Origin of the sequence: Lentzea sp. NPDC020367 (assembly GCF_044387305.1) — a bacterium.
Classification (GTDB): Bacteria; Actinomycetota; Actinomycetes; order Mycobacteriales; family Pseudonocardiaceae; genus Lentzea.
This window is the reverse complement of sequence record NZ_JBIRVV010000002.1, coordinates 999,464-1,018,742: the sequence shown is the minus strand read 5'-3', so window position 1 is coordinate 1,018,742 and position 19,279 is coordinate 999,464. Positions and strand designations below refer to the sequence as shown.

Annotated in this window: 19 protein-coding genes; 3 read left to right on the top strand and 16 right to left on the bottom strand. The window is 70.0% G+C overall.

Annotated features, from left to right (window positions below):
- Window positions 1-178: 178 nt before the first annotated feature.
- Genes ACH413_RS11350 through ACH413_RS11340 form a run of 3 tightly spaced genes read right to left on the bottom strand, consistent with a single transcriptional unit; the run spans window position 179 to window position 3,269 of the window.
- The gene (locus tag ACH413_RS11350) at window positions 179-1,135 is read right to left on the bottom strand and encodes a lysyl oxidase family protein (RefSeq protein ID WP_360030940.1); all 957 of its coding nucleotides are present in this window, start codon (window positions 1,133-1,135) and stop codon (window positions 179-181) included.
- Window positions 1,111-2,445 (bottom strand): NAD(P)/FAD-dependent oxidoreductase, encoded by a 1,335-nt coding sequence (locus ACH413_RS11345; RefSeq protein WP_360030938.1) that lies wholly within the window; start codon window positions 2,443-2,445, stop codon window positions 1,111-1,113. Before ACH413_RS11345 ends, ACH413_RS11350 begins: the two co-directional genes overlap by 25 nt.
- Window positions 2,445-3,269: a glycosyltransferase gene (locus ACH413_RS11340; protein ID WP_360030936.1), complete on the bottom strand. Its 825-nt coding sequence runs from the start codon at window positions 3,267-3,269 to the stop codon at window positions 2,445-2,447. The genes ACH413_RS11345 and ACH413_RS11340 overlap by 1 nt, the downstream gene beginning before the upstream one ends.
- Before the next feature lie 362 nt (window positions 3,270-3,631).
- On the opposite strand from ACH413_RS11340, the gene ACH413_RS11335 reads away from it, so the two are divergent.
- Together ACH413_RS11335 and ACH413_RS11330 are read left to right on the top strand one after the other, a co-directional pair.
- Window positions 3,632-4,951, top strand: coding sequence for a sugar transferase (locus ACH413_RS11335; protein ID WP_360030934.1), 1,320 nt, complete (start codon window positions 3,632-3,634; stop codon window positions 4,949-4,951).
- A gap of 89 nt (window positions 4,952-5,040) precedes the next feature.
- Window positions 5,041-6,168: a putative glycoside hydrolase family 15 protein gene (locus tag ACH413_RS11330; protein WP_360030932.1), complete on the top strand. Its 1,128-nt coding sequence runs from the start codon at window positions 5,041-5,043 to the stop codon at window positions 6,166-6,168.
- On the opposite strand, the gene ACH413_RS11325 is transcribed toward ACH413_RS11330, so the two are convergent.
- The 11 genes from ACH413_RS11325 to ACH413_RS11275 form a co-directional block, all read right to left on the bottom strand.
- Window positions 6,149-7,246 carry a glycosyltransferase family 4 protein gene (locus ACH413_RS11325; RefSeq protein ID WP_360030931.1) on the bottom strand — a complete coding sequence of 366 codons (1,098 nt, stop codon included), beginning with the start codon at window positions 7,244-7,246 and terminating at the stop codon, window positions 6,149-6,151. The two genes, ACH413_RS11330 and ACH413_RS11325, sit on opposite strands and share 20 nt — an antisense overlap.
- The gene (locus ACH413_RS11320; RefSeq protein WP_360030929.1) at window positions 7,243-8,310 is read right to left on the bottom strand and encodes a glycosyltransferase; all 1,068 of its coding nucleotides are present in this window, start codon (window positions 8,308-8,310) and stop codon (window positions 7,243-7,245) included. Before ACH413_RS11320 ends, ACH413_RS11325 begins: the two co-directional genes overlap by 4 nt.
- Window positions 8,307-9,707, bottom strand: coding sequence for an oligosaccharide flippase family protein (locus ACH413_RS11315; RefSeq protein ID WP_360030927.1), 1,401 nt, complete (start codon window positions 9,705-9,707; stop codon window positions 8,307-8,309). The genes ACH413_RS11320 and ACH413_RS11315 overlap by 4 nt, the downstream gene beginning before the upstream one ends.
- Window positions 9,704-10,951 carry a glycosyltransferase family 87 protein gene (locus ACH413_RS11310; RefSeq protein ID WP_360030925.1) on the bottom strand — a complete coding sequence of 416 codons (1,248 nt, stop codon included), beginning with the start codon at window positions 10,949-10,951 and terminating at the stop codon, window positions 9,704-9,706. Before ACH413_RS11310 ends, ACH413_RS11315 begins: the two co-directional genes overlap by 4 nt.
- On the bottom strand, window positions 10,948-11,088 hold the full coding sequence (locus tag ACH413_RS11305; protein ID WP_360030924.1) for a hypothetical protein: 141 nt from the start codon (window positions 11,086-11,088) through the stop codon (window positions 10,948-10,950). Before ACH413_RS11305 ends, ACH413_RS11310 begins: the two co-directional genes overlap by 4 nt.
- 151 nt (window positions 11,089-11,239) lie before the next feature.
- Window positions 11,240-11,482 carry a hypothetical protein gene (locus ACH413_RS11300; RefSeq protein WP_360030922.1) on the bottom strand — a complete coding sequence of 81 codons (243 nt, stop codon included), beginning with the start codon at window positions 11,480-11,482 and terminating at the stop codon, window positions 11,240-11,242.
- The gene (locus tag ACH413_RS11295; protein WP_360030920.1) at window positions 11,479-12,333 is read right to left on the bottom strand and encodes a hypothetical protein; all 855 of its coding nucleotides are present in this window, start codon (window positions 12,331-12,333) and stop codon (window positions 11,479-11,481) included. The genes ACH413_RS11300 and ACH413_RS11295 overlap by 4 nt, the downstream gene beginning before the upstream one ends.
- Window positions 12,330-13,349: a glycosyltransferase gene (locus ACH413_RS11290; RefSeq protein WP_360030918.1), complete on the bottom strand. Its 1,020-nt coding sequence runs from the start codon at window positions 13,347-13,349 to the stop codon at window positions 12,330-12,332. Before ACH413_RS11290 ends, ACH413_RS11295 begins: the two co-directional genes overlap by 4 nt.
- Window positions 13,331-14,503 carry an O-antigen ligase family protein gene (locus ACH413_RS11285; protein ID WP_360030916.1) on the bottom strand — a complete coding sequence of 391 codons (1,173 nt, stop codon included), beginning with the start codon at window positions 14,501-14,503 and terminating at the stop codon, window positions 13,331-13,333. Before ACH413_RS11285 ends, ACH413_RS11290 begins: the two co-directional genes overlap by 19 nt.
- Complete coding sequence (locus tag ACH413_RS11280; RefSeq protein ID WP_360030914.1) at window positions 14,494-15,438, bottom strand: polysaccharide deacetylase family protein; 945 nt, start codon at window positions 15,436-15,438, stop codon at window positions 14,494-14,496. Before ACH413_RS11280 ends, ACH413_RS11285 begins: the two co-directional genes overlap by 10 nt.
- Window positions 15,435-16,262: a hypothetical protein gene (locus tag ACH413_RS11275; RefSeq protein WP_360030912.1), complete on the bottom strand. Its 828-nt coding sequence runs from the start codon at window positions 16,260-16,262 to the stop codon at window positions 15,435-15,437. Before ACH413_RS11275 ends, ACH413_RS11280 begins: the two co-directional genes overlap by 4 nt.
- A gap of 124 nt (window positions 16,263-16,386) precedes the next feature.
- Between ACH413_RS11275 and wecB the strand changes: the two genes are divergently transcribed.
- Complete coding sequence (gene wecB, locus ACH413_RS11270; RefSeq protein WP_360030910.1) at window positions 16,387-17,511, top strand: non-hydrolyzing UDP-N-acetylglucosamine 2-epimerase; 1,125 nt, start codon at window positions 16,387-16,389, stop codon at window positions 17,509-17,511.
- On the opposite strand, the gene ACH413_RS11265 is transcribed toward wecB, so the two are convergent.
- Entirely contained in the window at window positions 17,444-18,310 is an 867-nt protein-coding gene (locus tag ACH413_RS11265; protein WP_360030908.1) for a sporulation-delaying protein SdpB family protein, read from the bottom strand. The two genes, wecB and ACH413_RS11265, sit on opposite strands and share 68 nt — an antisense overlap.
- Window positions 18,295-18,855 (bottom strand): hypothetical protein, encoded by a 561-nt coding sequence (locus ACH413_RS11260; RefSeq protein ID WP_360030906.1) that lies wholly within the window; start codon window positions 18,853-18,855, stop codon window positions 18,295-18,297. The genes ACH413_RS11265 and ACH413_RS11260 overlap by 16 nt, the downstream gene beginning before the upstream one ends.
- Window positions 18,856-19,279 lie beyond the last annotated feature (424 nt).

Below are 19,279 nucleotides of genomic sequence, written 5' to 3'. Positions count from 1 at the left end.
GTCTGTGGGTATGAGTGTGCTATGCGTGATCGCCAATGGTGTCGCAGAGTGAAGGATTGTGCTAATCGCGGGCGTCGTGGTATTGCGTTCGTTTGCGGCCCGTTTGTCTCGGTACAAAAGAAAAACGGGGGTGTCCGCAGTGCGGAACACCCCCGTTCGGGGCTTGTACCGAAACTTCTCAGCCTTGCGTCTTCGCGCACTGCGCTTTACCGGGACAACTCCGGATCATCCGCACGGAAGGTGCCTCGTCGATCCTGTCGGGCGGGTTCGCCGCGCCGTCCGGCCACTGCACGGAGATCGCGATCGACGCCGAGTTGTTGTCGTAGTTCTTCTCGAGCAGCGCGCGGTCGGAGTTCACGACGTTGACCACGTCGTAGATTCCGGACTTCACGTGGGTGAGGTCCAGCCACTGGAAGTCGACGTCGTGCTTGTAGTCGTCGCCGGAGCCGACCGAGATGCCGAACAGGACGTCCACGGCGGACGGGTTGTGGTGCTCGCACATGTGACCGTCCAGGCGGTCCGCGAGCCTGCCCGCCGGGCTGTCCGGGTCCGCCGGCCGGTGCTCGAGGTCGTCGGAGACCGTGTAGCGGTCGCCGATGCAGAACCCGTTCTTGCGGTCGGTCACGACCACGCCGCCGTCCGGGGTGCGCAGCTGGAAGTACTCGAAGTTGAGCAGGTGCCAGTGCGTGTGCGTGGGAGCGGGCTCGTAGTACGCACTGGAGTTCGTCTCGCGCCGCGCCTCGTTGTACGAGCCGGCGATCGAACCGTCCACACCGGACTGAATGGCCTGGCGCACGTTCATCGTCGGCGTGGAGGTGCTGTCGCGGTGCGCGTGCAGCAACAACGGGCCGTCGCCGACGTTGTCGATCGAGGTGGTGAACCGCAGGCGGACGGCCTGGGCGGTGCCGCCGCGGTACATGCACTTGCCCCGTGCCGCCGAGGCGTCCTCCACCAGGCACACGTCCCAGTCGCGGCACAGCAACGGGGAGCCGTCGTGGCCACCGGGGCAGCCGATGGGCGCCTGGCGGAGATCGGGCAGCAGCGGCGCGGGATCGGCCTGGACGTGCTGCGAGGAGACGAGGTTGACCGCGGTGATCGTGAGTGCTGCGATCACCGCGCCGATTCTGCTGACCATGCGGCGTTCTCCTGGGTCGAGGAGCTCCTGGCGGCGCGCAGGAGCGTGTCCGTCACGGAGTTGGAGAGCTCGACGCTGGAGTTCCAGCTCGTGACGTTGGGGTAGACGTGGGCCGTGGTGGCGAGCAGCAGCCGCGTGCCGGGCACCTCGACGGCCGGCCGCTTCGTGAGATACCCCAGCGGGTACACCGGTTCGACGAACGGCGCCTTGAACACGCGCACCTCGTCGACGTCGTCCGCCGTGAGTCCTTTGTGGATGCTCAGCAGCTGCTCGGTCCAGCGGCGGGCGATGCTGTCCGACTCCTCGCGGTACAGCGCGGACTCGCGGTCGGTGTAGTGCATGACGTACACGAGATGCCGGTCGCCGTAGCGCTCCGAACCCGTCAGCGGGGTCATCTCGATCACGCCGTCGAAGTCCGTGCCGCAGCGCAGCACCGGCGCCCAGTAGTGCCCGGACAACGGCTTGCGCAGGAAGAACAACGTGTTGACGACGCCCTGGTACGGCAGCCGGACCTCGGGCAGCCGCGGCGCCAGCTCGGCGTCGGCGATGGCCCGCAACGCCGGCAGCGGGACCGTGGAGACCGCGTGGTCCGCCTCGATCGTCTCGCCGTCGGCCAGCGTCACGACCACCCGGTCGGCCGAGGCTTCCAGCCTGCCGACGGGAGCCGAGACGCGAACCTCGCCGCCGTGCGCCTCGATGGAGGCCCTCAGCGCGTCGATCACGCTCTTGTAGCCACCCGCCGGGTAGCCGCGCACCGCCTCGTTGCTCTCGCGGCCCAGGCGCTGCCACACGTACAGCGCGGGCACGTCCCCGAACGCGGAGCCGAACTTGGCGCCGAACATCGGCGCCAGCAGCATCGTCCAGATCTTGTCGCCGTACAGGCCGCGCAACCAGTCCTCGGTGCGCATGTTGTCGAGGTCCTTGCCCTTGCCGAGCCTGCGCAGCAGCAACGAGACCACGCCGAAGCGGATCCGGTTCACCAGGCTGAGCGGCCGGAACCGCAGCAGGTCCAGCGCCGAGTTGAACGAGCGGTGCTCGCCCTCGACGATCATGCCCATCGTGGTCGGGTTCCAGCCGACGCTCTCGCGCAGGCCGACCTCGTCCAGCAGCGCCAGCAACGCCGCGTCCGTCGGCATCACGCAGTGGTAGAAGCGTTCCACCGACCGGCCCTGCGAGGTGAAGAACGTGCCGAGGCCACCGAGCTGGTCACTGGCCTCGAGCAGCGTCACGGCCATGCCCTCGCGGGCGAGGCGGTGCGCGGTGGCGAGGCCGCAGATGCCTCCGCCGATCACGACGACCCGCGCGGCCATCAGAGCTTCCGGAACGGAACGGGCGCGAGGCGGTCACGCGTGAGCAGGAGCAGGTACTGCTTGAGCGTGCGGCCGAGCCGGAGCTTGCTGGCGCCGGGCTTGCGGTCGTAGCGCAGGTGCAGCGGGATCTCGCTGACGATCGGCCCGCAGTGCCGCAGCTTGAGCAGGAGCTCGACCATGCAGGCGAATCCGCGTTCCTCGACGAGGCGCTCGCCCCAGTGCGCGGTGGCGCGGCGCAGCAGGCTCACCCGGTAGGCGCGGAAGCCGCTGGTGAAGTCGCGGACGTCGTCGAAGTGCAGGATCTTGCCGAACACGACGCGGGCGCCGCGCGAGAGCAGCCTGCGCCACTGCGGTGCCGTCGAGTCGTCGCCGCCCGAGACGAACCGGGAGCAGATGACGACGTCCGCGCCGGCCTTGATCTCGGCCAGCATCGCGGGGAACACGCCGGGGTCGTGGGTGTCGTCGGCGTCCATGACGATCAGGACGTGGTCCGGCGAGGCCTCGGCGAGCACCGCCCGCAGTCCCGACTGGACGGCCTGGCCGAGCCCGAGGTTGACCGGGTGGGTCACCAGGCGGACGTCGAGCCCGCGGACGTCGGCCACGCAGGCGCCGGTGCCGTCGGACGAACCGTCGTCGACCACCCACACGGTGATCCGGTCGGCCAGATCGGTGCCGGCGATGCGCGCCAGCAGCGACGGGAGCGCCACCGCCTCGTTGTAGGCGGGCAGGACGACGTGCACATCGCCGCACGTGCGGATCGGCTTCTGCACGATCGCGACCGGTTCGCCGGCGGAATGCCGGATGCCGTGTTCGTCGACTCTCACGCTCAATGCCCCCTCTTCGGTGGCTCGTGGTTGGTGGCGTGAATTATTGACACGGCGTGCTAAAGCTTTGAGGCGGCCCTGGGTGAGTTCAGGGCAGGAACAACGTCGAAACCTCACCAACTGCGTTCACGCGGGACACAGAAGAGGGATATTGATACCCGAAGAGATGATTTCTCAGCGTTCATTCACTCTTTCGTGCACTCCTGCGGCCAAAACTCCTTCGATCGGATGATCTTCCAATGAGGCGATTCTCGGCGGTTGCCGTTCCAGCAGCTCCCCTCCCCGCGCGCGAGGCTGAGCACAGACGCCCCTCGCAGCGCCCCCTCAAACCGTCGTCGGTCCGCCGGGACCTGCTCAGCCGGGTGAACGCGGTCGCCGTCCTGCTCGTCCTCGCCGACGCCGTGACGCTCGCCGCGGTGTGCGTGCACCGAGGTCTCGGCTGGGGCTGGAGCAGCGCGGTCGTGGCCTCCGTGGTCACGATCAGGGGAGCCTGGCGGCTCTACCGGCGGCGGCTGTGGCTGTCGTGGCTGCAGGACCTGCCCCGGTCCGCGGCGAGCACGGCGCTGGCGTTCGCGCTGCTGTCCGGCATCGGCCTGGTCAGCGGCTCCGACGCGGCCGACCTCGCCGCGGCCCAGTGGGCGATGATCGTGTTCGCGCTGGTCATCGAGCCGGTGCGGTGGTGCGTCTTCGCGTTCGGCCGGTGGTGCCGCCGCAAGTTCGACCGGTGCGACCGCACGATCATCGTCGGCGCGGGCGAGGTCGGCGTGAACCTCGCGCGGACCATGCTGGAGCACCCCCAGTTCGGTCTGCGGCCCGTCGCGTTCGCCGACTCCGGCCCCGACCCGGACCGGCAGCCGCCACTGCTGGAGGTCGTCGAGGGCGATCTCGCCGACGCGATCGTCCGGCTCAAGGCGGGCACCGTCGTGCTCGCGTTCTCCCACACCCGCGACTCGCCGCTGGTCGAGGCCGCGATCACCGCCCACCGGCTCGGTTGCTCGACGCTCGTGGTGCCCCGGATGTACGAACTGCACCCGGACGGCCCCGGCATCGAACGGCTGCGCAGCTACCCGCTGATGCGCCTGGGCACCGCGCCGACCAGCAGGCCGACCTGGTGGATCAAGCGCGCCGCCGACCTGCTGCTGGCGGCGTTCGCCCTGGTCGTGCTGTCGCCGGTGATCGGGCTGTGCGCGCTCGCGGTGCTGGTCGAGAGCGGCCGGCCGCTGTTCTTCCGGCAGGTCCGCGTCGGCATGGACGACCGCACGTTCACCCTCTACAAGATCCGCAGCGTCCGGCAGTCCGGCGAGGACGACTCGCAGGTCAAGTGGTCCGTCGTCGGCGACTCGCGGGTCGGGCCGGTCGGCCGCTTCCTGCGCAGGACGTCGCTCGACGAGCTGCCCCAGTTGTGGAACGTCCTACGCGGCGACATGTGCGTTGTCGGGCCACGCCCGGAGCGTCCTGGTTTCGTTCGCGAGTTTTCCGCTATTCACGAGCTATATTGGGCGCGCCATCGCGTCCCGACCGGCTTGACTGGACTAGCCCAGGTGCACGGTCTGCGAGGTGACACTTCAATCGCCGACAGGTCTCGATACGACAACTACTACATCGCGAATTGGTCGTTGTGGCTCGACCTGAGGATTCTACTGATGACAGCGGGTGAGTTGTGTTGTCGGAGAAATCGCTGATACGTCGATTCGCCGCTGTTGCCCTCGTACTTCTTTCGAGTGCATGTGCGGTCAGTGCCGCCGAGTCGGACCCGATCATCACCGGGCCGGTGCCGAAGCCGCTGGCGCCCTGCGCGTGGTGGTACGGCATCGGTGACTCGCCCTCGTCGTGGGAGATCCGGGCCGCCGCGAAGCACTACGACGTCGTCGTGCTCAACGCGTGGGAGACCTCGGCCATGCGCAAGCTGCACGAGCTGAACCCCAGGGTCAAAGTGCTGGTGTACAAGGACTTCTCCAGCACCCGCAACTACTACGGCGCGGTCGAGGGCGACCGCGACGCCCGGTACCTGCCCACCGGCGTCGGCTACGTCGCTGCGGAGCAGAAGCAGCCGGGGTGGTTCGCGATCAGCACGCTCGGCCAGCGCATCGAGTGGGACGGCTACCCGAAGCACTGGCAGATGACGGTGTGGGACCCGGCCTACCAGAAGGCGTGGGCGGACGCCGTGGTCGGCGAGGTGCTGCGCGAGGGCTGGGACGGCGTGCTGGCGGACAACGACTTCAGCTCGCTGCGGTACTACTCGCAGTCGATCATCGCCGGCACCGCCGACGCCGCGGGGTCGGACCGGCTGCTGCGCGACGGCCTCGACGGCATGCTCCAGCTCACCGGTGACGCCCTGGAGAAGTCCGGGAAGATGCTCATCCCCAACGTGTCGGAGTCGCAGCTGACACCGGGCCGGTGGTCGGCGCACTCCCGGTACGCGGGCGCGATGGAGGAGAACTTCGGCCTGCAGGGCGACGACGGCACCGGCGAGCTGATCACGTTCCAGGGCAACCAGTTCAAGGAGCAGCGCGCCCAGGCCGCGCTCGGCGAGTCCTGGCTGCTGCTGATCACGCACACGAAGTCGGACAAGGAGGAACGCGTCGGGTACGCCACCGCCGCGCTCCTCGCGAGCCCCCACACGTGCTGGACCAGGGCCGAGCCGGACTACAAGAACCCGTACTGGTCGCTGTACCAGGACGCGCGGCTCGGCGAGGCGGTCGAGACGGCCAACCGCCTGCCGAGCGGGGTGTGGAACCGGCGCTACTCGGGCGGCTGGGTGGCCGTGAACCCGACGAAGACCTCCGTGCTCCTCACTCCTCCGCCGGGTCTCGTGACGCTCAAGGGCGAAGTGGTGCCCGACCGGCTCGATCTGCCGTCGGCCGACGCCGTGGTGCTGGTCAACGGTCCGAAGCGGTGAGCTTGCGGTAGAGGTCGAGGTGCCGCCGCGCGCAGACCTCGGCGGTGAACCGCTCCCGTGCCCTCGTGGCGAGCCGCTGTCCGGTGCTCGCGGGGTCGGGGTCGGCGAACAGTTCTTGTAGTCGTGCGGCGAGTGCGGGCACGTCGCCGGGCTTCGGGCAGTCGTCGCCGGGGACGCCCAGCATGTCCGCGACGCCGCCGGTGTCGGTGGCGACCACAGGTTTGCCTGCCGCCATCGCCTCCGCCACCACGAGCGGCTGCTGTTCCATTGTGGACGGCAGCACCAGGGCGTCGTGCTCCAGCAGCAGTTCGGGGACGTCACTGCGGAATCCCAGGAACTCGACCCGGTCCGCGAGGCCCCGGCGCGTCACCCTGCCCTCTGCCTGGAGCCGGAGCGGGCCGTCGCCGACGACCGTCAGCGTCGCGTCCTCCGGCATGGTGGTTTCCAGGGCGTCCAACAGGTTCAGCAGACCCTTGCGTTCGACGAGCAGGCCCACGAACACCAGTTTGCGCACGGGCTTCGTGGGCGGGTTCGCGGTGCCGACCTCGACGCAGTTGTCGATGTGGGTCATGCGGTGCGGGGGCACGTAGAGCCGTTCGCGCAGGAACCGGCCCATCTCCCTGGCGGGGACGACGGTCCGGTGCACCACGCGGGCGACGGCGGCGTCGGCGGCCAGCACCGCCCTGGTGTAGGGCGGGGGAGGGGTCGCGCCCCGGACGTTGCGGAACCACGGCTCGGCCACGTCGTCGGGCACGCCGTGGTAGGTGTGCACGATCTTGGTGCCGGTGGTGGCGAGCGCGGCGCTGACCAGTCCGGACCGGCGATCCTGTGCGTGCACGACGTCCGGGCGCCAGGCCTTGAGGGCGGCACGTGCCTGCCGTGCGGCGGCCATGTCCCCCTTGCGCATCACCAGGGTCTCTTCGAAGAACGGGTCGATCAGCTCCGCGCCACGCCGGGGGCGTGGGCCGAACACGCGCACCTCGGCGTCACCCGACTTGGCCAGTGCGGCGGCCAGGCGCACCGTCACGTCCACCGGGCCACCGCTGTCCTGGGTGAGCAGGTAGGCGATCCGTGTCATCGTCGTCCTTCCTCGGAGACCAGGGTCTCGGTGAGCGTCACGATCTGGTCCGCCATGCGGTCGCGGTCGAACAGGGTCTCGGCCCTCTGCCTGCCGCGCTTTCCTTCCGCGGCCGCGAGTTCCGGGTCGGCCAGCCGGAGCGCAATCGCTTGCGCCAGGGCTTTCACGTCACCGGCCTGGACGACCTCGCCCGCGTCGCCGAGGCTTTGCTCGACGCCTTCGACGTCGAACGCGACCACCGAGCGTCCACAGGCCATGGCTTCCAGTGGCACCAGCGCCATGCCCTCGGCGCGGGACGGCAGGACCACAACGTCGGCTTCGGCGTAGAAGTCCTCGACCTCGTCGCTGTGGCCGTGCCAGCGGGTGTTCGGGGTCGGGGTGGCTTGGAGTTGGGTTGCCATCGGGCCGTCGCCGACTATCAGGAGTTCGGCGTCCGGGACTTTCTTCAGCACGTCGGGCCAGGCTTCGAGCAGCAGGTCCTGGCCCTTCTGGTGGGCCAGTCGTCCTACGCACACCGCCGTGGGGGTGTCGTGGGTTTTCTGGTGGGGGGTCAGGCGTTGGGTGTCGACGCCGTTGCAGACGACCTCGGCCCGTGCGGTCACTCCTGCCGCGCGGCCGGCTTTCAGCTCGTCGTCGCTGACGCACAGGAGCACGGTCGTCCAGCGTGAAGCCGTTGCCTCCCAGAACCGGCAGGCTCGGCTGAGCAGGCCGGTGGCGACGCGGAACGACCACAGGTGGGGCTGGAAGATCGTCGGGGTGCGGCCACGCAGGACGAGCCTGGCCAGGCCGGCCTTGGAGCTGTGCAGGTGGACGACGTCCGGGTTCCGGTCTCGCAGGATCTTGCGGAGGTTTCGGAGTTCTGCGGCGGTGCTCGGTCCTGGCGTGCGGGTCGCCTGCCAGGGGTGGAGCGGGATTCCGGCTCTGGTCGCTTCTCGGGCGAGCCAGCCTTGGCCCGGGCAGGCGATGCTGACGTCCCAGCCTCGTTGACGCTGGGCCTGGGCGAGGTTCAGGACCACGACGGCGACTCCGGCCTCGACCGGTTGCGTCACGTGGACGATCTTCACGCGCGCTCCTTCAGTCCGATGAGGACGGTGCGGTTCAGGGGGAGGGTGATCGCGCAGTAGGTGGCGAGCAGGACCAGGCCGGTGGCGACGAGTCCCGCGATGTTCTTGCTCTCCGGCAGGAGGGTGCTGATGGCCAGGCACAGTGCCGCTGCGCCGATGACACTCGCTGTCGCGCGGAGCGGGAAGGGGAACGCGAGGCCGTTGCGGGCCAGGACGAGCCAGGTCACCGGTACCAGCAGCCAGACCACGGCGAGTTGGGTGAGGGCGACCGCCTGGGGGCCGAGTTCGGTGGTGAACGCGAGCGCCGTGAGCAGGGCGACGAGATGGGTGGCTTCGAGGGCGAGGTACTGGCGGGCGTGTCCGGCGGCCCTGATCACCTGGTACCAGACGTGCAGCAGGCTCAGGCCGAGTCCGTAGCCGCACAGCAGGACCAGGATGTGTGCCGCGTCGGTCCACTGCTCGCCGAGGACCACGATGCCGTGCGCGGACAGTGCCGTGACGACGTACAGGCCGCCGGTGATGACGAGGGTCGCGATGGTGAATCTTCTGAGCGTCGCCGCGAGTTGTGCGCTCTGTCCATTTCGGACCAGCTCGGCGTAGATCGGGAACAGCACGCCGCCCAGCACGACCGCGATCATGATGTACGGCACCCAGGCGATGCGGAAGGCGAGGCTGTACCCGCCGACCGCCTCTGGCCCGAGGACGTGCCCGATCGCGAGGTAGTCGACGTTGATCAGCAACACCGCGATCAACGCGCCGGGCCCGACGACCGCGAGCCACTTCGCCGCCTCCGTCGCGGCCTCGCGGTCCCAGCCAGGCCGGATCCGCGCTCCGGCGACGGCGGCGAGCACCGGTTGGGCGATCGCGGTGCAGAGCAGACCGAGGACCAGCGCCGTGGGCCCGGTTCCGTTGGCCGCCAGGCTGACCGTGACGACGGCGCCGATGAGCATGCCGCCCGCGTCGGGGAGCATGCGGCGCCGGAAGTCGAGGTTGCGGTGCATCAACGCCATCTGCACGCCGCCCGCCGCGGTGAACGGCAGGGTGAGCGCCGCGAGCCGCAGCATCCCGGCGGCCTCCGGCGCCCCCAGCGCGCCGGCGATCGGGTCGGCGGCGAGGACGATGATCGCGGCGAGCGCGACTCCGGCCGCGATGCTCATCGTGAGCACGGTCCCCGCCGTCCTTCGCGGGTCAAGGGCGGTGCGGCTGACGATGTCGTAGACGCCCATCGCCTGGATGACCTGGCCGATGTTGACGACCGACACGACCAGCGCCACCGCGCCCAGGTCGGCTTCCGTGAGGAACAGGGCGAGCGCGAGGGTCACGACGATCTGGCTGCTCTTGCTCACCAGGTTGACCGCGAAGAGCCACAACGACCCCCGCACCGCCACGTCGGTCATGCGCCGCGCCGCACGTGTCGTATCGCGAACGCGGTGAGGACCACCCAAGCCGCCACGACCGCAACCCCGTCCAGCGTCACGCTTGCCCGTGCTCCCAGCGTGTTCTTGATGACCGTGTCGACGAAGTACAGGTGCGCGAACGGAACCGCGAGCAGCAGCGTCGCAACCCCGGCCCACCGCCAGTGGCTGTCCTTCCTCCGCCGCCAGCACACGACGGCCAACGCCACCATCGCCGGGACCGCGATCAACACGTCGCCCGGCTGGTGCACGAGCGCGACCACAATGCCCAGACAGGTGAGCAGATCGGCCGCCTCAGCCCCGTTCTCGGTGCGGTCGAGCTTGCGCGCCAGCAGCGCCGTTGCGGCGAGCACTCCGCACAGCGCCAGCAGTTCCGCCGCGGGTGGCAACCACCCGGTGGTGCGGAAGAACACCGCCGGCAGGTCGACCCGTTGCGCCGTCATGGAGTCGACCGCGCCGTAGCCGGTGCTGCTGGCCCAGTCCAGGTTCCGTTTGATGACGTCGAGGAACTCGCCGACCCCGCCTTTGGCGACGAGCAACCCGGCCACCGACAAGCTGGCCAGCGCGGCGACCGCCGTACCCAGGAGCGCGACCTTCCGATCACCCCGCACGAACAGCAACAACGCCAGCGGAAGCCCGAACTGCGGCTTCAACCAGGCCAGCGCCAGCGCCGCGGAGGCCCACCCCGGACTCCTGGTGCGCAGCAGCAACGCCCCGGCCGCACCGACCGCGATCAGCGGGTTGACCTGCCCGACGTACATCTGCGCCTTGCCGACCTGGCTAGTCACCAGCAGCGTGCTGATCACGACGGTGCCGGCGACGATCGGCAGCCGTGCCCTGCCTGCGGCCATGACCGCGAGGCCGATGAGAAGCATCAGGCACGCCAGCGCGAACGCCACCGCGCCCACCCGGTACTCCGGCAGCGCGAACGGCAGGTGCAGGATCAGGTGATAGGGCTGGTAGAGGTTGAAGTTCTGCCGCACCGGCCAGTGCTCGAACATCACCGCGGGGTCGTACGGGTTGCCGCCGTTGAGGAACTCGCGGATGGGGAAGTACAGCGCGTCCCGGAAGTCCTGCATGCGTTCTTCCGGCAGGTTCGCCTCGGTGGGCAGCGGCACTTCCCACGACGGCCTGAGCGCACGGACCGCGCTGAGGACACCGGCGAGGGCGACGAGGGCGACGCCGATGGTCTTGGCGAGCCCGGCCCGGTTGGTGGTGGTGATCATCGCGCCGCCTCCAGCACGACCGAGGTCGCGGCCAGGGCGGCGAGCGCGGCCAGTGAGGTGAGGCGGGCCACCGCGGTGAGCGCGGCCGGGAGGTCGTTGCGGCGCAAGAGGGCGCTCCAGCGGGGTGAGTTCGTCATTCCGGCACCACCGCTACGACTGCGGTTGCGCCCAGGCCCGTGGTCTCAGCGGAAAGGCGGCGCGGCGGACAGTTGTTCTTCACTCCGCCACCAGGGCCGAGTACGAGGTCAGGCCGGTGGACTCGGCGGGAAGGCTGCGGGCGGTTGTTGCTCATTCCGGCACCACCGCCAGCACGACCGACGTGGCCGCCACCGCCGCGACCGCGGCCAACGCCGCCAGCGCGGCAAGCCCCGCCACCGTGAGCACGGTCGCGAACCGGATCGATTCGGACTGACCGGCCCCCAGGGGGGATTCGGCCCCCACTCCTATCGTCTCAGGCGGGTCTGACAATTCCGGAACGGCTGATGCCGCCGAGCCGGCGTCCAGCGCCGTGTCCTTGGACGTCGCGATCACGCCAGCACCACCGCCACCAGCACCGACGAGGCGGGCAGCACCGCGAGGGCCGTGGCCAGGTCGTGGCGCCGCGCCCGATCCTCCGACGCGACCGCGATCACCGCCGTCCCGTCCCCGGGCTCGGAAGCCTTGTCCGGCAACGCCCGCGCGAGCGCCTCGGCACGCTCCACCAACGACGGGCTCACCGCCAGCACGCGCACGGGCCGAGCCGCCGCCACGCACAACGCCGTCAGACGCTCGACCAAAACGGGATCATCGCCGGTAGCGACGACGACCGGGTGCGTGACGCCCGCACCAGCGAGCGCGACCCGCACGGTGTTGCCGCGCAACCGGCGCAACGCCACGACGGCCACCCCGGCGATCACCGCCGCCACCAGGGCGAGGCCCGTGGCGAGGCGCCAGTCCGGCGTCACCTGGGTGGTCTCGGGGCGCGGGTCGAGGAGCCGGAACTTGGCGGCGGGCGCCAGCAGGTCGGCTTCGATCACGGCCTGCGCGACGGCGGTGACGGCGGCTGAGGCGTGGGCGGCTGAGTCGGCGCGCACCGAGATCCGGGCGACGCCGGAGGCGGGGACCAGTTCGACTGCGATGGCGTCGGACAGGCGGTTCGGGGTCGTGCCCGCTGCGGCAGCGGCGACGTCCAGCACGGACGGGCTGCGGACCAGCTGTACGACGGCCGGGGTGGCGAGGGAGGTGACCTCGCCGAACTGGGCGCTGTCGGTGGCGGACGGGGTGGCGAGCAGGGTGAGTCTGCCCTCGGTCACGCCGTCGCGCAGGGCGACGGCCAGCAGGACGGCGGCGCCGACCACAACGGCGGCCAGCAGGCCCTCTAGTGCAGCTCTCGGAGCCTTCATCGTCCCTCCAGGACGGTACGAAGCAGTTCGTCGTAGGACTTCATCAACGTGTGCGCGTCGGCCGAGCCGTCGTGAGAGGCGGCCACCGAACGCGCGGCGGGGGAGTGGAGCAGGCCGCGCAACGCTTTCGCGGTCTGCGCCGGGTTTCGGCGCGGCACCAGGACTCCGCCGCCGCCGGACAGGACCTCGCGCACTCCGTCCACATCGGACGCGACGATCGGGCGGCCCGCCGCCAGCGACTCGAGGAGCGCGATCGGCATGCCCTCCCAGTCGCTGGTGAGCACGGTGACGTCCGCCGCCTCGAGCAGGTCGCGGACGTCGGTGCGGGTGCCCAGGAAGCGGACGCGAGCAGGGGCCGAGGCCTCCAGTGACGAACGCAGGCTGCCGTCGCCCGCCAGCCACAGTTCGGCGTCGCCGGGGACCTGGGCCCACGCTTCGAGCAGCACGTCGTGCCGCTTCTGCGGTTCCAGGCGGGCCGGGCACAACGCGACGGGCACGTCGAGCGGCGTGCCGAGCCGGGCCCGCACGGTCGCCCGGTCCGCCGAAGGCACCGACGGGAAGGCCGCGTTCGGGATCACGACCACGGAGAGGCCGGACAACCGGTGGGCCGAGGTGACGGTCACGACGACGGTCGACACCCGCCGCAACACCCGCACGGCACCAGGCACGTCAGCCGAGGCCACCCCGTGGAACACCGTCACGACCGGCCGTCGCGGCGAAGCAAGGCGAGCGACGAGCGACGCGGAGACGTTGTGCGCCAGCACGACATCCGGCCGGAACCGGCGCACGGCCGCCCGCACCGCCCGCGCCGCGCGCAGCACACCCAACGCAGAACGGCGCGCCACCGGCACGTCGAAGACAGGGATCTCGGCGGCACGCAACGCGTCGACGCGGAACCCGCCACCGCTGGCCACCGCGGACTCCCAGCCGACGTCACCGCCCGCGAGCGCCATGCCGGCCACGAGCGCCTCCGCGCCGCCCGCACCCATCTCGCTGATCACGTGGAGGACGCGCATCGACTCTCCTCAAGAGAACGCCGCTCGATCGCGACCGCGATGGCGACGAGCGACCACAGGGGCAGGTAGTACTGCTCGGACAGGAAGATCGAGGCGACCAGCACGGCGATCAGCGCCGCCTGCACGGCCACGGCCTCACGCCGGTCCGCCACCCGCCGCAACGCCCGTTCACTGGACACGAAACCGACCGCGATCAGCCCGATCAGCAACGCGAACCCGGGAACCCCGAGCTCAGCGGCGACTTCGAGGAACAGGTTGTGCGCCACCGGGGTCTGCTCGTCGATCTCCGCGTTGTGCCCGGCCGCCGCGTACTCCTGGCGGAACCCGCCGGGGCCGACGCCGAGCACCGGGTTGTCCGCGAGCATCCGCGACGCCGCCTGCCAGCGCAGCATCCTGGTGTCCGCGTTGGTGCCCGCGATGTGGCTCTTCTCCTGGAACGCCCGCGACAGCTCGGCCTGCGCCGTCGACGCGAACACCAGCGCCGCCACACCGGTGACCGCCGCGGTGACGACCACCGCGCGGACCGGCAGCCCGCGCCGCGCGATCAGCCACACCAGCGCACAGGCCAGTGCGATCCCGCCGCCACGGGAGAACGTCGCCGCGGCACCGGCCAGCAACACCGCGCCCAGCAACAACAACACGATCCGAGACCGGCCCTTGGCGGGCAGCGCGACCAGCAACGGCAGCGCCGCAACGAGGAAGAACGCCAGGTCGTTGGGGTCCTCCAACGGCCCGGTGGCGCGCAACGAGCCGCCGACGACGCTGACCAACCCACCCGCCGCCGCCACGACCGCACCGGCGACCGTCGCCGCGAGCAGCGCGCGGACCGGCACCTCCCGCGCGGCCACGTCGGCGAGCACCACCGTCATCACCAGGAACGGCACCCACCGCACCAGGTACTCCAGCGTGAACGGCTCGGCCTCGTGCACCGCGGACGTGGCCAGCAGCACCACCGCCAGCAACGCGATCAGCAGGTGCAGCGGATGCGGCGCGGGCAGCCGCCGTTGCCGGTAGAGCGAGAACAGCCACACACCGATCAGCAGCGCGGGCACGACCTTGGCCGACTGCCCGTGCACCTGAAGCAGGTAGCCCTCCAACGGAGCCAGCGCCACCGTCCCGCAGGCGAGGACGCGAAGCAGGCCGGTCAGCCACATGCGACCGGATCCCGTTCGCGCAGCCGGGACCCCGCGACCCGCTCGACGTGCTCGCCGGTGCCGACCACGTCGAAGTGCTTGCGCAGCAACGACAACACCCAGCCCAGCAGCTCGACCTTCGCCGCCCCCGGCAGGGCCATGCCGGGGAAGAACTCCATCCCGGGCGCCTCGGCGCCCGAGAGCACGTCCGTCGGATGCAGCAGCAACGACGGGGAGACGTTGCGCGCCAGGCACAACCGCAACGCCGTGCGGAAGTACCCGCGGGCCAGCCGGGGCGAGATCTGGTGCAGCTGCAACAGGTACGCGCCGTGGATCGGCACCCGCAGCAACGGCATCGTCGTCACCGGCAGCTCGATCATCCCGTTGCCCCGCCAGCGGTACGCGGTGTTGGGCGCGCGAACCTTGCCGAAGCCACCGAACAGGTCCTCGCCGCCGTCGGTCGAGCCCGCCGTCCGGTTGTGGTAAGCGCGGGCCAGCGGCCCGATCCACGTCGGCAGAACGCTGGCGTCGTACCGATAACCGCGCCGCGCGAGCACGTCGAGCAACGCGGGCGTGACGCTGTACCCGGGCCCGCGGAACCCGATCGGCTTCGGCGCACCGGCGGTCATGATCGCCTCCTCGGCGCGCAGGACCTCCTTCTCGACCTCCTCGTCGGAGAACCGGTGCAGCCAGGGCTGGTGCCAGAACGAGTGGTTCGCGATCTCGTGCCCGGCCGCGGTGATCGACGCGACCGCCTCGGCGCCGTCGTCGCGTTCCGCGTCCGCGCCGACCACGAAGACCGTGGTGGTCAACCGGTGTTCGCCGAAGACGTCCAGCAGACGCGGCACCGCGGACGGCAGGAAACTCGGCCTGCTCTCCCACCGCGAGTCGCCGTGCGTGCGCAGATACGCCCAGAGGTTGTCGAGGTCCAGCGAGACACTGGCGACGGGCTTCATCGCTCGCCTCTGGCGGAGACCAGTTCGGCAGCGGGCTTCGAGGCACGGCCGAGCACCAGCACGCCGGACACCACCAGCAGCACGCCCAGCACGACCCACCACTCACGCCCGGCCGCGATCTGGTCGCCCATCAGCGCGAGCCCGGCCACCGAACCGATCACCACGGTGGTCGCGTCCATCGACGCCACCGCGGACGTGGCCGAAACACGTTGCAACGCCGTGGCGAGACAGGCCTGCCCGACGAACGCGGCGATCACCATCAGCCAGGTCAGCGGGTGCAGCACCAGGTCGAGCACCGGCTTGCCGGCGACGTTGCGCGCGGCCACCGCGACCACGGCGAACGCGATGCCGGCGAGCACCGGCGTCATGCTCCTGAACGCCCTGGCCAGCGGAAGCACCGCCAGCGTCAGCAGTCCCAGCACGACCAACGCCGGCACCAGCGGAAGCTCACGGGCCGTGGACGGCGCCGCCGCACCCGTCAGCAGCAGAAGACCGCACCCCATCACCACCAGCACCGCGATCTCGACGCGCCGGATCCGCCAGCCGAGCAGCAGCACGCCGATCACGGTGGCCAGGCCTACCGCGCACGACGACCCCGCCTGCACCAGGTAGAGGGGCAGCTCCCCGCGAGCCAGGAACGCGAACAGGAAACCGCCGACCTGACCGGTGAAACCCAGCAGGTACAAGCGATCCGAGGCGAGGCGGGCGAGCAGCCCGAGGCCGGCGCCGGGACGCTCGTCGGCCCTCTTCGCGGCGACGGTCTGCGCGACTATCCCCAGGCCGTAGAGCACGGTGGACACCGCAAGTGCCAGATGACCGGACATGAGCGCGGACACTACGACACGCTTGTGCGGCAACACTTTCGAGCGATATCCCAGGCAACTCTTTCGGGTGAACGTGTGCGAGATTCGCCCGGATTCGTCAAGATCGATGAAGTACCTTGCCGCGGTGCGGGAAACGAACATCGTGACGATCGTCTGCGGCACCAGGCCGGAACTGATCAAACTCGCGCCGCTCGTCGAACACTTCGGCAGCGCGTGCACCATGATCTACACCGGCCAGCACTACGACCGCTCGATGTACTCGCTCATCCGCCGCGATGTGCCGGAACCGGGCGGCTTCCACGAACTGCGGCTGGGCGGCCTGCGCCGGGGCGACCAGCTCGGCCGTGCCGTCTCGGCCGTGGACGAGGTGCTGGCCGCGCAACGCCCTGCCGCCGTGATCGTGCAGGGCGACACGACCTCCGCGCTCGCCGGGGCGCTGGCGGCCAACGCCTGCGACGTGCCGCTGGTGCACGTGGAGGCGGGCCTGCGCAGCTACGACCGCGCGATGCCGGAAGAGCACAACCGCGTGCTCATCGACCACCTCTCCGACCTCTGCTGTGCGCCGACGTCGTTGAACCGCAACAACCTCTTGGCCGAAGGCGTCGCCGACGGCCGCATCGCCGTCACCGGCAACACCGTCGTGGAGGCGCTGGCGCACGCGTTGCCGTCCGCGGACGAGGAGGACGTGGTCCTGGGCGACCTCGGCCTCAAGCCCGACCGCTACGTCCTCGCCACGATCCACCGCCCGGAGAACGTGGACGACGCGGGCAACCTGGAGACCATCCTGCGCGAGCTCGGCCAGTTGCCGCTGCCGGTCGTGCTGCCGCTGCACCCGCGCACCGCGCAGCGCATCGCCGCGTTCGGCCTCGACCGCCTGCTGCACGGCCTGCAGGTGATCGAACCACAGCCGTACCGGACCTTCCTGGCCCTGGCGCACGGATCCGCGGTGATCGTCTCGGACTCGGGCGGCATCCAGGAGGAGGTGAGCGTGCTGAAGCGGCCCGTCGTGGTAGTGCGGCGCAGCACCGAACGGCCGGAGATCGAGGGCACGTTCGGCACGCTCGTTCCTCCCGGCCCGCTGGTGGGCGACTCGGTGCTGGCGTGGCTGGACGACGTGGAGGGGCATCGGGCCGCGTTGCGGGAGATCCCGTCCCCGTACGGCACCGGGTCGCCGTCGGAGCTCATCGCCGCGGCGGTGCGGGCTCTGGGAACTCCGAACGGCCACTGCTCGCCGCTGCCACGAGACTGATCATCACCAGTCCGAAGCTCACGAGGCCGAGCGCGAGGACGATGCCGCCGTGCAGCACAACGGCGAGTGCCAGGCCGATGCGGCGCAGTCTCGAATTTCCGACGACGCAGACCACGATCGCCGATTCGAGCAGGATCGTGCCCCACGTGACCGACGTTGTCAGAACGTTCCATTCCAGAAACCCCGCGAGTTCGGAAGTGACTCCGAAATACGCGTCCTGCATCACATGGTGCATCGCGCTGCCGTCACGCCATTCGGGCTCCACGACTTTGATCCAGACCGCCTGTCCGTAGACGATCACGACCTGCAGTCGGATTGTCAGATGCGTGACGTAGGCGCTGCCTCGCGACCACTCCGGCAAGGGGGTGGCGGGGCGTCTCCAATGCCAGATCCGATCGTCGGCGAGACACATCGGGATCAGCAGCAGAGTGAGGAACCGCGCCACGTTCTCGCCGCCGTTGGGCACGTGGATCGCGGCGGCCAGGCTGAAGGTGGCGTACCAGTGCGGAATGCACGTCCAGCGCGGCCGGTAACCCGATGCGGCGAGCACGAGTGCGGCGATCGTCACGAACCGGGACATTGTCAGAGCGGCCGCCGACGAGTCGAAGCACCAGAGCGAAAGGGCGCGCAGGCCATCGCAGCGAGGACCTGTTGGTCCATTCGGCACAACGGGGAATAGGTCGGTGTCCGAGGTGAACACGAGTACGGTCAACTCGGCGATCGCGACCAGCGAACGGGCGATGCCGAACGCCGGCGTCCTGGGTTCGAACGCCAGCGCGCGGGCTACCAGGGTGCGCACGTGAGGTCCACGGCGGCGACGCGGACGACGTGCCGCGACGAGGTGTCCCTGCTGGGGCGCTCGATCGCGAACACCGTCGGACCGCAGGGCGTCCCGGCGGAGAAATAGCTGGTCAAGGTCACTCTCGGGGCCCGGGAGACAACGGCGGCGCAGCCGGAGACGGTCGCCGCCGCGCAGTCCTGCCAGTGCTCGCCGGGAAGCTCGTCCACGGTGGCCAGCAGCCGGGCCAGGTCGGCGTACGACCCCCGGCCGAGACCCGCCAGGTAGTCCCGGTCACCCGCGGTCCGGGTGATCGGGACGAACGTGCCGGCGGATTCGTCGTGGTGGTACGCGACCGTGAACTCACGCCCCGCCGCATTGGTGAACAGCTTCATTCCCTGCGGCCAGAACAACCGGAAGATCTCCCGCTGGGCGGCTGTTCGTTGCCCGACGACATCGGCGGGCAGCTGGGCGGCCGTGGTCGCGAGGAGAAGTACTCCGAGTGCGGCACCGGTGAAGGCCATGCCTTTCGCGGCACGGGCCTGGGAATCCATTTCAGCGGACATCGGACCGGATATCCCGGTCGGTCAGCACTCGCCCGTCGTACAAGGCCCGATGATGAGTGCTGTCCTGTTTCCTGAATCAGTGGGTTGAACGTCCGACGCGGAACTCGCGATGGTCACTGCGACAAGTGCCACGGCAGTCAATAGCGCGCCAAAAAAACCGGCCCGTCTCATCTTTCTTGATCCCCTCCTGGATGCGACGAGGAACCTCCCTTCCTCGTCACTGCGGAGGGAATATGGCAGCGTTTGTCCACTTCGTCAACTGGTAACGGGGCGTGTGCGACCGGCTGCTCTGCGTGATTCCACCTGACACTGAATCGGTACAGGGAATCGGGCGTATCTTTCCGCCTCATGCCGACTCTTAAAGGTGATATCTCATATCACTGCTGCGGTGCCACTGGTGTCTCCGCCAGCTCCACCGTCGTAC

Excerpts from the sequence above, each read along its gene's own strand:
- ACH413_RS11310 (WP_360030925.1), bottom strand. The coding sequence starts at position 10,951 with ATGATCACCACCACCAACCGGGCCGGGCTCGCCAAGACCATCGGCGTC.
- ACH413_RS11315 (WP_360030927.1), bottom strand. The coding sequence starts at position 9,707 with ATGACCGACGTGGCGGTGCGGGGGTCGTTGTGGCTCTTCGCGGTCAAC.
- ACH413_RS11325 (WP_360030931.1), bottom strand. The coding sequence starts at position 7,246 with ATGACACGGATCGCCTACCTGCTCACCCAGGACAGCGGTGGCCCGGTG.
- ACH413_RS11290 (WP_360030918.1), bottom strand. The coding sequence starts at position 13,349 with ATGCGCGTCCTCCACGTGATCAGCGAGATGGGTGCGGGCGGCGCGGAG.
- ACH413_RS11295 (WP_360030920.1), bottom strand. The coding sequence starts at position 12,333 with ATGAAGGCTCCGAGAGCTGCACTAGAGGGCCTGCTGGCCGCCGTTGTG.
- ACH413_RS11260 (WP_360030906.1), bottom strand. The coding sequence starts at position 18,855 with ATGTCCGCTGAAATGGATTCCCAGGCCCGTGCCGCGAAAGGCATGGCC.
- ACH413_RS11305 (WP_360030924.1), bottom strand. The coding sequence starts at position 11,088 with ATGACGAACTCACCCCGCTGGAGCGCCCTCTTGCGCCGCAACGACCTC.
- ACH413_RS11280 (WP_360030914.1), bottom strand. The coding sequence starts at position 15,438 with ATGAAGCCCGTCGCCAGTGTCTCGCTGGACCTCGACAACCTCTGGGCG.
- ACH413_RS11350 (WP_360030940.1), bottom strand. The coding sequence starts at position 1,135 with ATGGTCAGCAGAATCGGCGCGGTGATCGCAGCACTCACGATCACCGCG.
- ACH413_RS11345 (WP_360030938.1), bottom strand. The coding sequence starts at position 2,445 with ATGGCCGCGCGGGTCGTCGTGATCGGCGGAGGCATCTGCGGCCTCGCC.
- ACH413_RS11285 (WP_360030916.1), bottom strand. The coding sequence starts at position 14,503 with ATGTGGCTGACCGGCCTGCTTCGCGTCCTCGCCTGCGGGACGGTGGCG.
- ACH413_RS11275 (WP_360030912.1), bottom strand. The coding sequence starts at position 16,262 with ATGTCCGGTCATCTGGCACTTGCGGTGTCCACCGTGCTCTACGGCCTG.